This window comes from Burkholderia sp. AU15512, assembly GCF_002223325.1.
Lineage (GTDB): Bacteria > Pseudomonadota > Gammaproteobacteria > Burkholderiales > Burkholderiaceae > Burkholderia.
In genome coordinates this window covers 1,551,834-1,567,351 of record NZ_NKEX01000006.1, presented here as the reverse complement: position 1 = coordinate 1,567,351, position 15,518 = coordinate 1,551,834, and the positions used below count along the sequence as shown (strand labels likewise).

General features: G+C 68.5%; 14 protein-coding genes. 6 read left to right on the top strand and 8 right to left on the bottom strand.

Translation table 11 applies throughout. The features are described 5' to 3' along the window. Positions 1-29: 29 nt before the first annotated feature. Genes CFB43_RS26360 through CFB43_RS26350 form a run of 3 tightly spaced genes read right to left on the bottom strand, consistent with a single transcriptional unit; the run spans position 30 to position 2,532 of the window. Entirely contained in the window at positions 30-1,031 is a 1,002-nt protein-coding gene (locus CFB43_RS26360) for an HpnL family protein (RefSeq protein ID WP_089497202.1), read from the bottom strand. Beyond that, the gene (locus CFB43_RS26355; protein ID WP_089442773.1) at positions 1,028-1,837 is read right to left on the bottom strand and encodes a HalD/BesD family halogenase; all 810 of its coding nucleotides are present in this window, start codon (positions 1,835-1,837) and stop codon (positions 1,028-1,030) included. The genes CFB43_RS26360 and CFB43_RS26355 overlap by 4 nt, the downstream gene beginning before the upstream one ends. Next, a complete protein-coding gene (locus tag CFB43_RS26350; RefSeq protein ID WP_089458003.1) occupies positions 1,834-2,532 on the bottom strand; it encodes a CDP-alcohol phosphatidyltransferase family protein in 699 nt (232 codons plus the stop codon). Before CFB43_RS26350 ends, CFB43_RS26355 begins: the two co-directional genes overlap by 4 nt. 653 nt (positions 2,533-3,185) lie before the next feature. On the opposite strand from CFB43_RS26350, the gene CFB43_RS26345 reads away from it, so the two are divergent. After that, positions 3,186-4,700, top strand: coding sequence for an acetyl-CoA hydrolase/transferase family protein (locus CFB43_RS26345; RefSeq protein ID WP_089474649.1), 1,515 nt, complete (start codon positions 3,186-3,188; stop codon positions 4,698-4,700). A gap of 37 nt (positions 4,701-4,737) precedes the next feature. Here the strand turns inward: CFB43_RS26345 and CFB43_RS26340 are convergent, their stop codons facing one another. Then, the gene (locus tag CFB43_RS26340) at positions 4,738-6,267 is read right to left on the bottom strand and encodes a DHA2 family efflux MFS transporter permease subunit (RefSeq protein WP_089497201.1); all 1,530 of its coding nucleotides are present in this window, start codon (positions 6,265-6,267) and stop codon (positions 4,738-4,740) included. Between the two features lie 122 nt (positions 6,268-6,389). Here CFB43_RS26340 and CFB43_RS26335 point away from each other — a divergent pair, with 122 nt between their 5' ends. Continuing rightward, on the top strand, positions 6,390-6,830 hold the full coding sequence (locus CFB43_RS26335; protein ID WP_047850156.1) for a MarR family winged helix-turn-helix transcriptional regulator: 441 nt from the start codon (positions 6,390-6,392) through the stop codon (positions 6,828-6,830). A 256-nt stretch (positions 6,831-7,086) separates the two neighbouring features. On the opposite strand, the gene CFB43_RS26330 is transcribed toward CFB43_RS26335, so the two are convergent. After that, on the bottom strand, positions 7,087-7,608 hold the full coding sequence (locus CFB43_RS26330) for a DUF2938 domain-containing protein (protein WP_089497200.1): 522 nt from the start codon (positions 7,606-7,608) through the stop codon (positions 7,087-7,089). 140 nt (positions 7,609-7,748) lie between these two features. Between CFB43_RS26330 and CFB43_RS26325 the strand changes: the two genes are divergently transcribed. Both CFB43_RS26325 and CFB43_RS26320 read left to right on the top strand, forming a co-directional pair. Next, a complete protein-coding gene (locus tag CFB43_RS26325; protein WP_089497199.1) occupies positions 7,749-8,174 on the top strand; it encodes a helix-turn-helix domain-containing protein in 426 nt (141 codons plus the stop codon). Between the two features lie 166 nt (positions 8,175-8,340). After that, entirely contained in the window at positions 8,341-9,066 is a 726-nt protein-coding gene (locus CFB43_RS26320) for a hypothetical protein (protein WP_144023111.1), read from the top strand. Position 9,067: 1 nt separating this feature from the next. On the opposite strand, the gene CFB43_RS26315 is transcribed toward CFB43_RS26320, so the two are convergent. Then, positions 9,068-9,970 carry a helix-hairpin-helix domain-containing protein gene (locus CFB43_RS26315; RefSeq protein WP_089497197.1) on the bottom strand — a complete coding sequence of 301 codons (903 nt, stop codon included), beginning with the start codon at positions 9,968-9,970 and terminating at the stop codon, positions 9,068-9,070. Positions 9,971-10,151: 181 nt separating this feature from the next. Then, positions 10,152-11,687: a sigma-70 family RNA polymerase sigma factor gene (locus CFB43_RS26310; protein ID WP_089497196.1), complete on the bottom strand. Its 1,536-nt coding sequence runs from the start codon at positions 11,685-11,687 to the stop codon at positions 10,152-10,154. A 297-nt stretch (positions 11,688-11,984) separates the two neighbouring features. Here CFB43_RS26310 and CFB43_RS26305 point away from each other — a divergent pair, with 297 nt between their 5' ends. Further along, on the top strand, positions 11,985-12,422 hold the full coding sequence (locus CFB43_RS26305; RefSeq protein ID WP_089497195.1) for a hypothetical protein: 438 nt from the start codon (positions 11,985-11,987) through the stop codon (positions 12,420-12,422). Positions 12,423-12,455: 33 nt separating this feature from the next. After that, positions 12,456-13,328 (top strand): SH3 domain-containing protein, encoded by an 873-nt coding sequence (locus tag CFB43_RS37985; RefSeq protein ID WP_144023110.1) that lies wholly within the window; start codon positions 12,456-12,458, stop codon positions 13,326-13,328. Between the two features lie 140 nt (positions 13,329-13,468). On the opposite strand, the gene ilvD is transcribed toward CFB43_RS37985, so the two are convergent. Then, the gene (ilvD, locus tag CFB43_RS26295) at positions 13,469-15,328 is read right to left on the bottom strand and encodes a dihydroxy-acid dehydratase (protein ID WP_089497194.1); all 1,860 of its coding nucleotides are present in this window, start codon (positions 15,326-15,328) and stop codon (positions 13,469-13,471) included. Positions 15,329-15,518: the final 190 nt, after the last annotated feature.

The window sequence follows — 15,518 nt, the reverse complement described above, 5'->3', positions numbered from 1 at the left end:
CCAACCAAAAAGCCGGCGGATCTGAACGATCAGTCGGCGAGCGGCTGCGGCGCACGGCGCCGCTGCCAGTTTCTTTCACTGAAATGCAGATAGAGCAGGCCGGGCAGGCCGAGCGCGAGTTCGCGCGCGCGTTTCGCAAGCGACAGCGCGAGCGCCGCGTCGGGCGGCAGTCCGACCAGCGGCGCGAGCAGCAGGTAGCCGCCTTCCTGCGCGCCGAGCGAGCCCGGGATCGCGAAGGCCGCGCCACGAATGGCCTGGCCGACACTCTCGAGCAGCAGCGCGTCGAGCCAGCTCACCGGGTGCCCGAGGAAGTGCAGCGCGAGCCACACTTCGGCGGTGCCGACGATCCAGCCGACGAGACTCAATGCGAACGTCTTCGCGACTTTCGCACGATCGCGGTACAGCGCGCCCACTGCGTCGTCGATCGCATCCGCGCGGGTGGCCAGCGACGACCAGTCGCGCGGGCCGAGCAGCTTCGACGCGAGGCGCAGGCCGCGGCCGAACAGCCCGCGCCGCTGCGCCGCATAAAACGCGATGGCGAGGGCGCCGAGCACGCCGGTGGCGATCAGCGCGGGCGTGCGCAGATGCGCGACCGATTCGTGCGTCGCATACAGGCTGAACGCGGCGATGCCGATCAGCGCGAACGCCATCTGCGCGAGCGCCTGCATCGTCGTACTGACCGTGACGGCTGCCGCCGCGTCGGCCATCCGCGTGCCGCGCTGCGCGAGGTGGCGCACCATCAGCACGGGGCCGCCGATCTGCCCGGCGGGCAGCAGGCTGTTCACCGATTCGCCGACCCAGCGCGCGCGCAGCGCGTTGCCGAGTTCGGCGCCCGGCTGCCCGGGGCGGAACATCACGGAGATTGCGACCGCGTCGATCGCGAGCGGCACGACGTGGAACGCCGCGACGAGCGCGAGCCCCCAGCCGGCCGCGAGGAACGTGGACGCCACGGCGCCGACGCCCTGCCAGGCCAGCAGTGCGACGAAGAGTGCGGTCCCGAGGGACAGCAGGATGAGGCCCGCGCGTGTCATGACCCGGTCGTGCGTCGCGTTGCCAGTTGCTTGAACACCTGGCGGAAACCGAAATACGCGATCGCGTCCTTCATGTTCGAGATGAAGCGCTTCCACGGCCGCATGCCGGGGTTCGTCACGTATTCGAACGTGAGCGACACGCGCATCTCGTTCTGGCCGAGCGGCGTGATGCGGTGGCGCAGCTTGTCGCCGTCGAACAGCACGATGCCGCCGTCGGCGATCTGCACGGAGCCGGGTTCGTCGGCGACGTCCGGATTGCGCGTGTGCAACTCGTAGTCGAGCCGGCACGACGATTCGTCGATCACGCCGATCAGCAGCGTGTAGCGGCGGCCGTCGTAGTACGACGTGTCGTAATGCCAGCCGATGTGGTCGCCGGGCTTCGTGTAGTAATACAGCGCGTACGCGTGCGGATCGTCGTCCGGCGACAGCATCAGCTTGTCGCCCGTGACTTTCTCGAGGAACGAGATCAGGGCCTTCGAGCGATACAGTTCGGCGATGTACGGCGCCTGCTCGTCGATCGTATGACGGCTCACGCTGCCGCCCTGCTTGTGGCCGGGCAGGTAATTGCGGTTCAGGCCGGCCTGCATCGCGCGGGCGGCGTCGGCCAGCTTCGCGTGCGCGTCGGCCGGCAGGAAGGTGTCGAGATAAAGGAACGAGCCCTGGCGCGTGTAGTCGCCGCGCAGGCGGTCGAGGTCGAGCTGGCCGACGCGGTCGGCCACGGTGCGATCGGGATCGGCCGCGGCCGCGCGCACGGGCGCGGGGCGTGCCGGGCTCAGCACGGAGTCGTCGCGCGTGCTAGGAGTCATTTGGAAGCCTGGATTTCGGTTGGGTTCTGCGTGGCGGCCGGGTTCTGCGGGAGGTTGCCGCGCCGCACGATGCGCCACCAGTCGAACACGACCCACGCGGCGAACAGCGGGGCGCCGATCGACGCCGCGAGCAGGAACGGCTCGACGCCGTCGAACAGCGTCACGAGCGGCAGCAGGTACAGCACGTCTTCGGTCTCGAAGCCGCCGGCGAATGCCTGCTTGGTGCCGGCCTTGCCGGCGAACGATTCGATCCGCATGCGCAGGAAGAAGATCAGCGCGACGGCCGCGCCGGCCACCGCGCCGAGCAGCACCGGCGACGCGGCCATCTGGCCGCCCTGGGCGACGATGCCGACGCCCATGCTGACGAACAGCGCGACCGTGACGAGCGCGTCTGCCGCGAGGTCGTAAAAATGACCGATCTTGCTGGATTTCCCGCTGATGCGCGCGAGCTCGCCATCGGTGTGGTCGACGAAGTTCGACAGCACGATCAGGAACGCGCCTGCATTGCTCCAGCCGAAGCCGCCGTGCGCAAGGCACCAGGCGCCGGCGAGGCCGATCAGCAGGCGAACGGTAGTGAGGTGATTCGGGGTGACGGGCGTGTCGACGAGCGGTCGGACAAGCGAGCGCGCCAGCCGCGCATCCCAGGTGCGTGGCAGGGGCGGTTCGGAACGTGTGGCGGTTTTTCTTTGGTCCATCGGCGAAATATATACGGAATTGTAATTTGGTGCTTTTTATTCGATCAATGTCCTGACATGAAGGAGTGTTACCGCGTCTTGTCGCGATCGGCCGGCCGAAAAACGCGTGCGCGAAAGGGCGGCCAACCGGGGCGGCGGCATCCGTATTCCAGTGTGGTTCGCATCGCGCGACTGTCAAGGACGGACGGGCCTCACAGGCCGGTGCGGCGGTGCGTTTCGCGCTTCCCGCAGCGCGTCGCGCGGCGCGTGCGAACTTGACGTGCGTCAGGTCGGAACGCGCCGCATCGGGTGACAATTGGCCGCGCCGGACGGGCGTCGGTCATTCCCGATCCGCAGGCGATAAAGTGCAGTGGAAATTCATCGATTGATGCGCGTGAGTTGTCGATCGATAACCGTCTTTCTGTCCGATGCTTTCGCGCACCTTTCGTGTGCATCCGCTTTAAACGGCCCGCCTGTCACAGAACGGTCGTTCGATACCCGGCAAATCCGGCAAGGATCTTTTGCATTTAGCGGACATTTCGCGGCGATTGCCTCTGCGATACTCCGACCGTGCCTGTGGTGCCGGCCGCCGCTCGCGGCCCCAAGGGCTTCATGTCGCTCAGGAGACACCCCCCGCGACGTCAACGACAGACCCCAAGCGTCAGAAACCAGCCATGTCTTCATCACGCATCCTCGCTCCCGCCCTGCGTTCGCTCGTCCGCACCGCCGACGAAGCCGCCGCGCTGATCCGTCCCGGCATGACCGTCGCCATGAGCGGCTTCACGGGCTCCGGCTATCCGAAGGCCGTCCCGGCCGCGCTTGCCGCCCACATCGACGCGGCACACACGCGCGGCGAGGACTTCCGGATCAACGTGCTGACGGGCGCGTCGACCGCGCCGGAACTCGACGGCGCGCTCGCCCGCACCAACGGCATCTCGATGCGCCTGCCGTACCAGTCCGACCCGACGTTGCGCGACAAGATCAACGGCGGCGAAGTCGACTACCAGGACGTCCACCTGAGCCACGTCGCGCAGTACGCCTGGTTCGGGCTGTACGGCGATCTCGATGTCGCGATCGTCGAAGTCGCGGGCATCCGCGAGGACGGGCTGCTGATTCCGTCCGCGTCGATCGGCAACAACAAGACCTGGCTCGAACGCGCGAAGCACGTGATCCTCGAGGTCAACTCGCGCCAGCCGCTCGGCCTCGACGGGATGCACGACGTCTATTACGGCACCGCGCTGCCGCCGCACCGCAAGCCGATTCCGCTGACGAAGAGCGACGACCGGATCGGCGAGCCGTACCTGCGCTGCCCGGCCGACAAGATCGTCGCGATCGTCGAGACCGATGCGCCGGATCGCAGCAATGCGTTCTCCGCGCCGGACGCGACGTCGAAGCAGATCGCGCTGCAACTGATCGACTTCCTGCGCCATGAAGTGAAGCGCGGCCGCCTGCCGGAAAACCTGCTGCCGCTGCAGTCGGGCGTCGGCAACATCACGAACGCGGTGCTCGCGGAACTCAGCTCGGCCGGCTTCTCGAACCTGACCGCGTACACGGAAGTGATCCAGGACGGCATGCTCGACCTGCTGCAGGACGGCACGTTGAGCTTCGCGTCGGCCACCGCGCTGTCGCTGAGCCCGGCCGCCGTGCAGCGCTTCGCCGACGAAATCGCGACGTTCCGCGAGAAGATCGTGCTGCGCCCGCAGGAGATCAGCAACCATCCGGAGCTCGTGCGCCGGCTCGGCTGCATCGCGATGAACGGGATGATCGAGGCCGACATCTACGGCAACGTGAACTCGACGCACGTGATGGGCACGAAGATCCAGAACGGCATCGGCGGCTCGGGCGACTTCGCGCGCAACGGTTACCTGTCGTGCTTCATGTCGGCGAGTACCGCGAAGGGCGGCGCGATCTCGCGGATCGTGCCGATGGCGAGCCACGTCGACCACACCGAGCACGACGTCGCGGTGGTCGTCACCGAGCAGGGCCTCGCGGATTTGCGCGGCCTGTCGCCGAAGCAGCGCGCACGCAAGGTCATCGCGACCTGCGCGCATCCCGACTACCGGCCGATGCTCGAGGATTACTTCGAGCGTGCGTCGCGCGACAGCTTCGGCAAGCACACGCCGCACCTGCTCGCCGAGGCGCTGTCGTGGCACGAGCGCTACGTGCGCACGGGCACGATGAAGGCCTGACGCGAAGCGAGGCGGGCGCGCGCCGCGCGTGCGCCCGTCAATCCATCGCCGCGTGCGCGATCTCCACGCTCGCCGCCTTCTGCGGCGGGCGAATCAGCAGCAACAGCGGAATCATCAGCAGCGTCGCGACGAACATCAGCTTGAAGTCGTTCAGGTACGCGATCATCGACGCCTGCTGGTTGATCGTGCGGTCGAGCAGCGCGATGTCGACGCGGCTGCCGGCCATCGCCTGCACGGCCGGGTTGAACGGCGTGATGTGGGTCGCGAGGTCGGCATGCGCGACCTGCGTGTTGCGCGTCATCAGCGTCTGCACGATCGAGATGCCGATACTGCTGCCGATGTTGCGCATCAGGCTGTAGGTGGCCGTGCCGTCCGCACGCAGCTCGGGCGGCAGCGTCGAGAACGACAGCGCGCTCAGCGGCACGAACACGAGCCCCAGCCCGAAGCCCTGCACCACGCCGGGCCACACGATGTCCGCTTCGGACAGCACGACCGTGTACTGCATCATCTGCCAGAGCGCGAGCGCGGAAATCGATAGCCCCGCGAGCAGCAGCATCCGCGCATCCACGTATTTCAGCAGCCTGCCGACGCACAGCATCGCGATCATCGTGCCGGCGCCGCTTGGCGCGGTGACGAGGCCCGTGGTCGCGACCGGGTAGCCCATCAGGTTCTGCAGCATCGGCGGCAGCAGCGCGCGGGTCGCGTACAGCACCGCGCCGACCACGAAGATGAACAGCGTGCCCGTCGCGAAGTTGGGGTCGCGCAGCAGTTCCGACTTGAAGAACGACGCCTTGCCGACGGTCGCCGTATGCACGAGGAAGAACGCGAAGCTGAGCGCCGCGACGATCGCCTCGATGCGGATCTCATACGAGCCGAACCAGTCGAGCTGTTCGCCGCGGTCGAGCATCGCCTGGAACGCGCCGATCGCGAGCGCCAGCGTCGCGAAGCCGAACGCGTCGAACTTCACGTGCGGGCGCGGCGCGCGCGCGGGCAGGAAGGTCATCACGCCGGCGAGCGCGAACGCGCCGATCGGCACGTTGATGAAGAACACCCAGCGCCAGTTGTAGCTGTCGGTGAGCCAGCCGCCGAGCGTCGGGCCGAGGATCGGGCCGACCATCACGCCCATCCCCCAGATCGCCATCGCCTGGCCTTGTTTCTCGCGCGGGTTGATGTCGAGCAGGATCGACTGCGACAACGGCACCAGCGCGGCGCCGAACACGCCCTGCAGCAGGCGCGCGCCGACGATCTGCACGAGCGTCTCGGACAGCCCGCACAGCGCCGACGCAACCGTGAAGCCCGCGATCGACACGATCAGCAGCCGTTTCACGCTGAGCCGGTCGGACAGCCAGCCGGTGAGCGGCGTCGCGATCGCCGCGGCGACGATATACGAGGTCAGCACCCACGTGATCTCGTCCTGCGACGCGGATAGCGTGCCCTGCATGTGTGGCAGCGCGACGTTCGCGATCGTGCTGTCGAGGGTCTGGATCAGCGTGGCGAGCATGATCGACAAGGTCAGCATCGGCCGGTTCAGGGCGGGCGAGGCGGGGGCGTCGGCGGCGGCGTTCAAGCGGGTGTCTCCACGGGGCGGTCGCCGTGGGCGGCGATCCGGTATGGCTGGAATTATAAGCACGCTTATTATATATCCGCTTATCGCCGAGGCATGGCCGGCTTGACCCCTATAATCGCCGCATGGACAAGACTTACGAGAACCGGATCGGCTATCTGATCGCCGACGTCGCGCGCCTGAACGGACGCCTGTTCGACCGACGCGCGAAGCGCATCGGGCTGACACGGGCGCAAAGCCGCGTGCTCGCGTACCTGACGTGGAAGGGCGAGATGAATCAGGCGCGCCTCGCCGAATGGCTCGAGATCGCGCCGATCTCGCTCACGCGGTTGCTCGACCGGATGGAAAGCTATGGCTGGATCGAGCGCATCGCGAACGACGACGACCGCCGCGCATTCGTGATCCGGCTGACCGACAAGTCGCGCGAGATCTTTCCGCAGATGCTCGAGGTGGGTGACACCGTCGCCGACGACGGGCTGCGCGGCTTCACGCCCGACGAGCGCGATACGCTGGTGCGGCTGCTCGGGCGCGTGCGCCACAACCTGATCGACTGCGGCGGGGAATGACGTGGCCCGCCGGTCGGGCGGGCCGGATGAATGACTTGAAAACACCGGGTGGCAGCGCGCGAGCACGCCGCGTATGCCCCCATGCCGACATGCGGCGTTGTCGTCGCCGTTGCGCGGGCGCCGATGCCTGGCGTGGCCTTCGTCGGGCTGGCACGGGACGATGCGCCCGCCGTGCTCGACGAAGCGCTTGCGTGGGTCTCGATGTCGGCTCGGTTGAGCCGACGCTGGCTGTTACGGCCTTGGGGCGTCCATGTGCTCAACGGGCCAGCGCCGCGAGCGTGAGCGCCGCCAGATAAAGCCCCACCCCGTACGACAGATGCGTGATGAGACTGCGCCGCCGCGCGACGCCCGGGTTCGGCGTGCGCGACGCCGCGATGCCGAAACCGAACGCCGGCTGCATCACGAAGAACGGGGCGACGACGCTAGCGAGGCCGGCGACGAGTGCGGGGAGCGGCGTCGGCGCGTCGATCCACGCCGGGCCGGCGATCAGGAGAGGCAGTGCCGCAAACACCATGCCGATCGCGTAATGCGCGATCCAGCCGAGCGCGCGTTCGCCCGGCACGGGCGCCGAGGCGCCAATCGACGCATGCCGGAACCGGCCGTGCATCATGTGACCGATCCAGCGGCCGACCAGCGCATAGTCGAGCGACGGCACGCCGAATGCACGCCGCCGGAACAGTGTCCACAGATCCATCACGAGCGTGGCGCCCGTGCCGATCAGCAGCAGGTCGGGCAGGACGTGGGGCAGGACGTCGGGCAGGACGTCGGGCAGGCTCATCGCGTCCCTCCGCAAAGCAGGGAACAGGCTGCGCGGTGCAGCGGAATACGGCATCGTTTCAGCGGTTTCATGGCAGTCCGGGCTTGTCTTCATCGAGTCGAGCGACTATCTTGCAACTTCAAGTTCACTTGAGGTCAAGCATGAGCCGGCTGGACATTGCAGAGGTGGCGCGACGCTCGGGATTGCCCGCGTCGACGCTGCGCTACTACGAGGAAAAAGGGTTGATCGTGCCGATCGGCCGCCACGGGCTGCGGCGGCAATACGACGAGTCGGTGCTGGAGCGCCTGGCGCTGGTCGCACTGGGCCGCGAGGCCGGCTTTTCGCTCGACGACATCCTCGCGATGGTCGGCACGGACGGCCTGCCTGCGATCGATCGCGCGAAGCTCGACGGCAAGGCCGACGAACTCGACCGCACGATCCGCCGTCTCGGCGCCGTGCGCGATGCGTTGCGGCATGCGGCCGTGTGCCCGGCATCGAACCATCTCGAATGCCCGTCGTTCCAGAAGCTGCTGCGCATCGCCGCGCATCGCCATCCGGCCCGCCGCACGAAGACGGAAGGTGCGTAGGCGGCGAGCATGCATCGGTGGGTTGGCGCGTTGGCTGATGGCAGGGTGATGCGCAGAGTCATGTGGTGCCAGACATCGCAAACTGGAACAACGGGGTTGCAGCGTGTGGATTTTGCTTGTGTTTCCTGCCGCGTATGCGGCATCGCGGGTCGCGCCGCATTACGGGGTGCTCGCCGGGCTCGCGACGGTGGCCGTCGTGATGGTGACGCCGCAAGTGCTGCTGGCGTTGGGAATCGATTGGGTGACACGGCGGCGCGGAGGCATTGAACCGCCTGTCACGACCGCTCCGCCTGTACAGACCGATAGTCTGGAGGACGAACTGGATGACGAGCCCGGCGACGCACCCGATGTGCCGTTTCGATACGGCGAGCGTGCACGATTCAAGCAACTGGTGCTGATCGCCGACGCCGTGCGGTCCGACGTCACGCGCAGTTTCTACGATAAGGCGAAGCGGACGATCGAAGCCTATGTGGACGTCGAGACGGGGCGTGACGGTTCGGGGGCGGCGATGGTGTCGGCGGCCGAGCTGGCCCAGGAAGACGCCCCGACCGTCGTGCTGCCGGACGAAATGCTGACCGTGTTCGTGTCGAACGACGGCGCGTGGTCGGGGTTCCGCGTCGGCGACGACAGCTTCCGGTTCCGCCACGGTGCAATCACGAGAATGCAGCTCACGCAGGTGATTCCGGTTCGCTGGAAGGGCGGCTACATGGTGAAGTTCTGGTTCGACGTACCGAAACGGAACAGTCAAGACGATTGCGGGCCGCATTCGACCTGGTTCTATCTCGCGGCAGACTATTCCGGCCGCCGATCGCGCGCGCTCACCCATGCATGTCGCGAGACCGCGTCGGTGCTCGGCGTGGTGTTCGACATCGACGAAACCGGCGACGACTGATTCAGCCCGCGTAGTACACGCGGCATTCCTGCTCGCGCCCGCGCACGATCCGCTTGCCGACGAGCGAGCCGTACGTTTCGGTGAAGACGGTGCGCTGGTTTTCGCGCTGCAAGGCGTCGTAGAAATACAGCGAGACCCAGTCCGTCGGGCGGGACGCCTCCGGCGTGCGCATCGCGGCATGCAGGCACAGCGCGGTGAAATGCCAGCCGCCCTTGGTCATGTGCATCACGGGCCGCGGCACGGAGTCGTCCGCATTCGGGCGCCGATGCGCGGTGACGCGTTGCACGAAGCCAGGCGTCGGCAACACGCCGGCGGCGGCCTTGTTGCGGTACAGGCGGTCGATGTAGAGCAGCAGTTCGACGGGCGGCTCCGTGCCGGGGCCGGCGTCCTGCACGTGGCCCTGCCAGCGCCGGCGGCGGCTCAGTACGTCGTCGAGCGCGGCGCGGATGCCGGCCGCGCGCCGCGGGCCGACGCCCGAGATCGTTTCGAGCTGGCCGTTGCGGGCCGCGCGTTCGAGTTCCTCGAGCGTATCGATGTGCAGCAGGTCGTGAATGCGCAACGCGAGCGCGTGGCCGATGCCCGGCACCGCTTCGAACGCGGAGGTGCGTTCGGCGTCGCCGCACAGCCGGTCGAGCTGGCGCCAGCGCCCCGTCACCAGCAGCTCGGCCATCGCCTGGGCGACGCCCGTGCCGACCTCGGGCAGCATCCCGAGCGCATCGACGCCACCGGATTCGAACAGGGTGCGGATGTCGAGGTCGAGTGCGTCGACCGTCTCGGCCGACGCGCGGTACGCGGCGACCCGGTACGGATTCGCGCCCTGGTCAGCCAGCCGCTGCGCCGCCTCGCGCAGGCAGGCCGCGATATGCCGGTTTTCCTCGAACGTTTGGCTGACGGTCGTCTGCATGGCGAGGGACCCGGGGAAGCACAAACGGAACGGACACGGTGAACGATGCGCCGGTCGCCTTTTCATCATTGTCGCGATACGCGACGAAGAAAGCTTGACGCACGTCAATGGCAAACGTAGCACAGGTTCGACGCGCACGGTCGTGCCGGAAAGCGGCACGACCGTGCGTCGCGTGATGCGGTCACGCGTCGAGGAACGACTGCGCGTTTTCGGCCTCGGCTGCCGTGCGCAACGCGGCGAGCGCCCGCTTCTCGATCTGCCGCACGCGTTCGCGCGACATGCCCGCGTCCTGCGCGATCGCGTCGTAGGTGTCGGGCTCGGCGCCGCCGAGCCCGAACCGCCGGCGCAGCACGTCGGCCTCGGCCGGCGTGACCGACCGGAGCAGCGACCTCACGCATTCGCGCATCCGCGTGTCGGCCAGTTGCTCGAACGGGCTGGCCGACGCCTGGTCCTCGATCAGCTCGACGAGACCGGTGTCCGCGTCGGGCAGCGGCGCGTCGAGCGACACGGGTTCGGCGGGCAGCGCGAGCACCGCGCGCAGCTTGTCCTCGTCGAGGCCGGTTTCGGCCGCGAGGTCGGCCGGCGTCGCCCGGCGGCCCGTGCGCTGCCGAAAACGCAGCGCATGCCGCTGCACCCGCTGGTACTGGTCGCCGACGTGCACGGGCACGCGGATCGTGCGGGCGCGATCCGCGACCGCGCGCGCGATCGCCTGGCGGATCCACCAGGTCGCATAGGTCGAGAACTTGAACCCGCGCCGGTATTCGAATTTCTCGATCGCACGCATCAGGCCGAGACTGCCGTCCTGCACGAGATCGGGCAGGTCGACGCCGCGGTTCATGTACTTGCGCGCGATCGACAGCACGAGCCGCAGGTTCGCCTCGAGCATCGCGCGCGTGGCGTCGCGCACTTTCTGCTGGCCGTCTGCCAGCGCCGCGGCAAGTGCCCGCCGCGCGACCGCGTCGAAGCAGGCGGCTTCGCCCGCCGCGTCGTGATGCGGCGCGGACACGAGCGTGCGCACGACGCCGCTCGCGTCGTCGACGGCCGGTGCGACCCACGCGATCGAGCCAAGCAGGGCGGCGACGTGGTTGCGGGCGTCACGGTATTCGTCTGAACGGTAGCCATGCGCGTGCAATGCGCCGCGCACGGCCGCGACGGCCGCCTGCAGCGCGTCGTAGCTGGCGGGCGCAGGCGTGTCGCCGGCGTCGTCGTCGGACGACCCGGCTGCGCGGGTCGAAGCCGTGGCGCGATGACGCGCGAGCAGCGCGTCCACCGCCGCCGGATAGCCGGCGAGCGCGTGCAGGATCTGGTGGCGGCCCGTCTCGATCTCGCGCGCCAGCACGATTTCGCCTTCGCGCGTGAGCAGCGGCACCGCCTGCATGCGGCGCATGTAGAGGGCGAGCGGATCGGTCGATGCGCTCGTGCCGCGCGCGAGGTCGCCGAGCATCGCGCGGCCTTCGTCGAGCGTATCGCGATCGACGTCGACAGGCGCCGAACCGGCGAACGGCGCAGGCGCTGGCGGCTCGTCGAGCACGGCGATGCCGATGTCGGCGAGCGCGGCGCGCACGACGTCGAGCGCGTCGGGGCTGTCGCTTTCGGGCGGCAGCGCGTCGACGAGGTCGGCGTGCGTCAGATAACCCTGTTCGCCGGCGAGCGCCAGCAACTGGATGATCGGATCGAGCGGCGTGTCCGCCCGGGGAGTGGGGCGTGGCGTAGTCATGTCGATGGCGGCGCGAGCCGCGTTCCTGTCTGGGCGGGCCGAAGTCCGCGGGTTTCGGGCCGCCGGTTGCTCGCGAACCCCGTCCGCGCCGGCCAGCCTGACATCGTTCAAGTTGAGGGCATTTGCGCGAACTTCAACGCGAGCGTGGCAGACGGGCCAGCACGCGGCGTGCCCGCGCGGCCGTCCGGTGCAGGAAACAAAAAGTAACCGATCATACCGAGCGGAAATCTGCAGGGGACGTAAGCTAGAGTCAGGCGCGCGCCTGGCGGCGACGCGCGGATTCTGCCGGAGCAACACATGACCCCGATTCCTGCCGCGAGGTGTGCGGTATTCGCATTGACGACGCTGACCCTCGGCGGTTGTTATTACACGAGTCCGTATGGCTATGCTCCGTATTACGCGCCGGCGCCGGCCACGCTGACGCAGCGCGAGATTCCCGTCACGCCGGCTGCGCCGGCCACCACTGCGCCGGGCCCGGCTGCGACGGCGGTCGCGCCGCCGGTGGTCGATCCGGCGCCCGTCTACGTCGCGCCGGCCTATCCGCCACCGTATCCCTATCCGTATCCGTACTATGCGCCCGCGTATTACCCGGGCTGGTACGGCTGGGGCGCACCGGCGATCTCGGTCGGCTTCTGGGGCGGATGGGGCGGCGGGTGGCGTGGACGCGGCGGGTACGGGCATCGTCCGTGGGGCGGCGGCCACTGGGGTGGCGGCTGGGGCGGGCATCGGCACTGACCGGCGCGCGGCGGCACCGCACGGGAGAGCATCATGAGGAACACGATTGTCCGAAGCCTGTGCGTCGTTCTGCTCGGCCTGGCGGCCGTGCCGGGTATGACACAGGCACAAAGCACCGGCTACACGAATTCCCCGGCCGAACTGTTCGCCGGGCCCGCGCCCGACTATCCGGTCGTCGCGCAGATTCCGCCGGGCACCGCGCTGGACGTGTTCGGCTGCCTGAGCGACTACACATGGTGCGACGTCGCACTGCCGGGCGTGCGCGGCTGGATCGACGCGCAACTGATCGACTATCCGTACCAGGGCGGTTACGCGCCGCTGGTCGAATATGGCGCGATCATCGGCGTGCCGATCACGGGGTTCGCGATCGGTGCGTACTGGGATCGCTACTACCGTCACCGGCCGTGGTTCCATGACCGCGATCGGTGGGAACACCGCGCGGAACCGCGGCTCGGCCCGGGCGGCATGCCGCCGGGACAGGGGCGCGTGCCGCCGGGACAGGGGCGCCCGCAACCGGGCGGGCTGCCGCAGGCCGCACCGGGCGGACCGCCGCCCGTGCATGACACGCGGCCGTCCGCTGCTCGCGGCGGCTGGAACGGCGCGATTCGCACGCCGCCGCCGGCTGAGCCTGCACCCGCGCCTGCGCCTGCGCCGATGCCGGGTGCAGCCGGCAATCCGCGTCCGGCAGCGCCGCCGCCGGCCGTCATGCGTCCGCCACCGGCCGCCGTCATGCGTCCGCCTCCCGCGCCGGGCGGTGAGGGCCGCGCGATGCCGGTACCGGTGCACCCGGGCGGCGGTGGGGGTGGTGGCGGCGGTTACGGCGGCGGGCGACCGCAGGGTGGCGGGAACGGCGGCGGAAGCCACGGTGGTGGCGGAGGCGGCGGCCCGGAAGAATTCCGTCACTGACGATGCCGATGCATTCGGTCGGCGCAGGACGAAAAAAAGCCGCTCCGGAGAGCGGCTTCTGGATCGGGCGAGCGGGCTTCGGCCCGCAGCCTGACCGGCTACGTGTTACAAGCAGCCGGTCTTGCTGGTTGTGACCCCAATCAGTCGTCGAGCAGCGACAGGTCGCGCACCGCGCCCTTGTCGGCGGACATGACCAGCTTCGCGTAGGCCTTCAGCGCAGCGGACACCTTGCGCGGACGCGGCTGCGCCGGCTTCCAGCCCTTGGCGTTCTGCGCTTCGCGGCGGCGCGCCAGTTCCTCGTCCGACACCAGCACGTTGATCGTGCGGTTCGGGATGTCGATGCGGATCTTGTCGCCGTCGCGCACGAGGCCGATCGCACCGCCCGCTGCCGCTTCCGGCGAGCAGTGGCCGATCGACAGGCCCGACGTGCCGCCCGAGAAGCGGCCGTCCGTCAGCAGCGCGCACGCCTTGCCGAGGCCCTTCGACTTGATGTAGCTGGTCGGGTAGAGCATTTCCTGCATGCCGGGGCCGCCTTTCGGGCCTTCGTAGCGCACGATCACCACGTCGCCGGCCTTGACCTTGTCGTTCAGGATGTTGTCGACTGCCTCATCCTGCGATTCGGTCACGTGAGCCGTGCCTTCGAACACGAGGATGCTCTCGTCGACGCCGGCCGTCTTCACCACGCAGCCGTCGAGCGCGATGTTGCCCGTCAGCACGGCGAGGCCGCCTTCCTTCGAGAACGCATGCTCGTACGAGCGGATGCAGCCTTCGGCGCGATCGAGGTCGAGGCTCGGCCAGCGCGTGTTCTGGCTGAACGCGACCTGCGTCGGGATGCCGGCCGGGCCGGCCTGGTAGAACGTGCGGACCGCGTCGTCCTGCGTGCGGACGATGTCCCATTGGTCGAGGGCGTCCTTCAGCGACGGCGTGTGCACGGTCGGCACGTCGGTGTGCAGCTTGCCGGCGCGGTCGAGCTCGCCGAGGATCGCCATGATGCCGCCTGCGCGGTGCACGTCCTCGATGTGGTACTTGTTCGTGTTCGGCGCGACCTTGCACAGCTGCGGCACGACGCGCGACAGGCGGTCGATGTCCTTCATCGTGAAGTCGATGCCGGCTTCCTGCGCGATCGCCAGCAGGTGCAGGATCGTGTTGGTCGAACCGCCCATCGCGATGTCGAGCGTCATCGCGTTCTCGAACGCCTTGAAGCCCACCGAGCGCGGCAGCACGCGTTCGTCGTCCTGCTCGTAGTGCTGGCGGGTGAGTTCGACGATGCGACGGCCGGCGCGCTTGAACAGTTGCTCGCGATCGGCGTGCGTGGCCACCACCGTGCCGTTGCCGGGCAGCGACAGGCCGAGCGCTTCGGTCAGGCAGTTCATCGAGTTCGCGGTGAACATGCCCGAGCACGAGCCGCAGGTCGGGCAGGCCGAGCGTTCGACTTCGGCGACTTCGGCGTCGGAATACGACGGGTCGACCGCGATCACCATTGCGTCGACGAGGTCGAGCTTCTTCACTTCGATGGCCTTGGTGACCGGGTTCGCGAGGCGCGTCTTGCCCGCTTCCATCGGGCCGCCCGACACGAAGATCACCGGGATGTTGAGGCGCATCGCGGCCATCAGCATCCCCGGCGTGATCTTGTCGCAGTTCGAGATGCAGACCATCGCGTCCGCGCAGTGCGCGTTCACCATGTACTCGACCGAGTCGGCGATGATGTCGCGGCTCGGCAGCGAATACAGCATGCCGTCGTGGCCCATCGCGATGCCGTCGTCGACCGCGATCGTGTTGAATTCCTTCGCGACGCCGCCGGCAGCCTCGATCTCGCGCGCGACCAGTTGGCCGAGATCCTTCAGGTGCACGTGCCCCGGCACGAACTGCGTGAACGAGTTGACGACCGCGATGATCGGCTTCGAGAAATCGTCGTCTTTCATGCCGGTGGCGCGCCAGAGCGAGCGCGCCCCTGCCATGTTGCGGCCAGCGGTGGAGGTTTTGGAACGGTAAGTGGGCATGGTCGTTGCAGAAGAAATATCGCGGGAAAAGGGTGGAGGCAGGGGGAATAAAGGCCTCTCGCGCGCCCGTGCGAACAACCTCTTGAGCTGCGCCCTGGGCAAACTCCGTAATTATCCCACAGCCGCCGGGCGGGCGGCGCCGGCGGGCAAGGCCGACCGGCGCGGGTGGGGCGCGGCGGGCAGCGCGTAG

Excerpts from the sequence above, each read along its gene's own strand:
- CFB43_RS26360 (WP_089497202.1), bottom strand. The coding sequence starts at position 1,031 with ATGACACGCGCGGGCCTCATCCTGCTGTCCCTCGGGACCGCACTCTTC.
- CFB43_RS26355 (WP_089442773.1), bottom strand. The coding sequence starts at position 1,837 with ATGACTCCTAGCACGCGCGACGACTCCGTGCTGAGCCCGGCACGCCCC.
- CFB43_RS26350 (WP_089458003.1), bottom strand. The coding sequence starts at position 2,532 with ATGGACCAAAGAAAAACCGCCACACGTTCCGAACCGCCCCTGCCACGC.
- CFB43_RS26345 (WP_089474649.1), top strand. The coding sequence starts at position 3,186 with ATGTCTTCATCACGCATCCTCGCTCCCGCCCTGCGTTCGCTCGTCCGC.
- CFB43_RS26335 (WP_047850156.1), top strand. The coding sequence starts at position 6,390 with ATGGACAAGACTTACGAGAACCGGATCGGCTATCTGATCGCCGACGTC.
- CFB43_RS26330 (WP_089497200.1), bottom strand. The coding sequence starts at position 7,608 with ATGAGCCTGCCCGACGTCCTGCCCGACGTCCTGCCCCACGTCCTGCCC.
- CFB43_RS26325 (WP_089497199.1), top strand. The coding sequence starts at position 7,749 with ATGAGCCGGCTGGACATTGCAGAGGTGGCGCGACGCTCGGGATTGCCC.
- CFB43_RS26315 (WP_089497197.1), bottom strand. The coding sequence starts at position 9,970 with ATGCAGACGACCGTCAGCCAAACGTTCGAGGAAAACCGGCATATCGCG.
- CFB43_RS26310 (WP_089497196.1), bottom strand. The coding sequence starts at position 11,687 with ATGACTACGCCACGCCCCACTCCCCGGGCGGACACGCCGCTCGATCCG.
- CFB43_RS26305 (WP_089497195.1), top strand. The coding sequence starts at position 11,985 with ATGACCCCGATTCCTGCCGCGAGGTGTGCGGTATTCGCATTGACGACG.
- CFB43_RS37985 (WP_144023110.1), top strand. The coding sequence starts at position 12,456 with ATGAGGAACACGATTGTCCGAAGCCTGTGCGTCGTTCTGCTCGGCCTG.
- ilvD (WP_089497194.1), bottom strand. The coding sequence starts at position 15,328 with ATGCCCACTTACCGTTCCAAAACCTCCACCGCTGGCCGCAACATGGCA.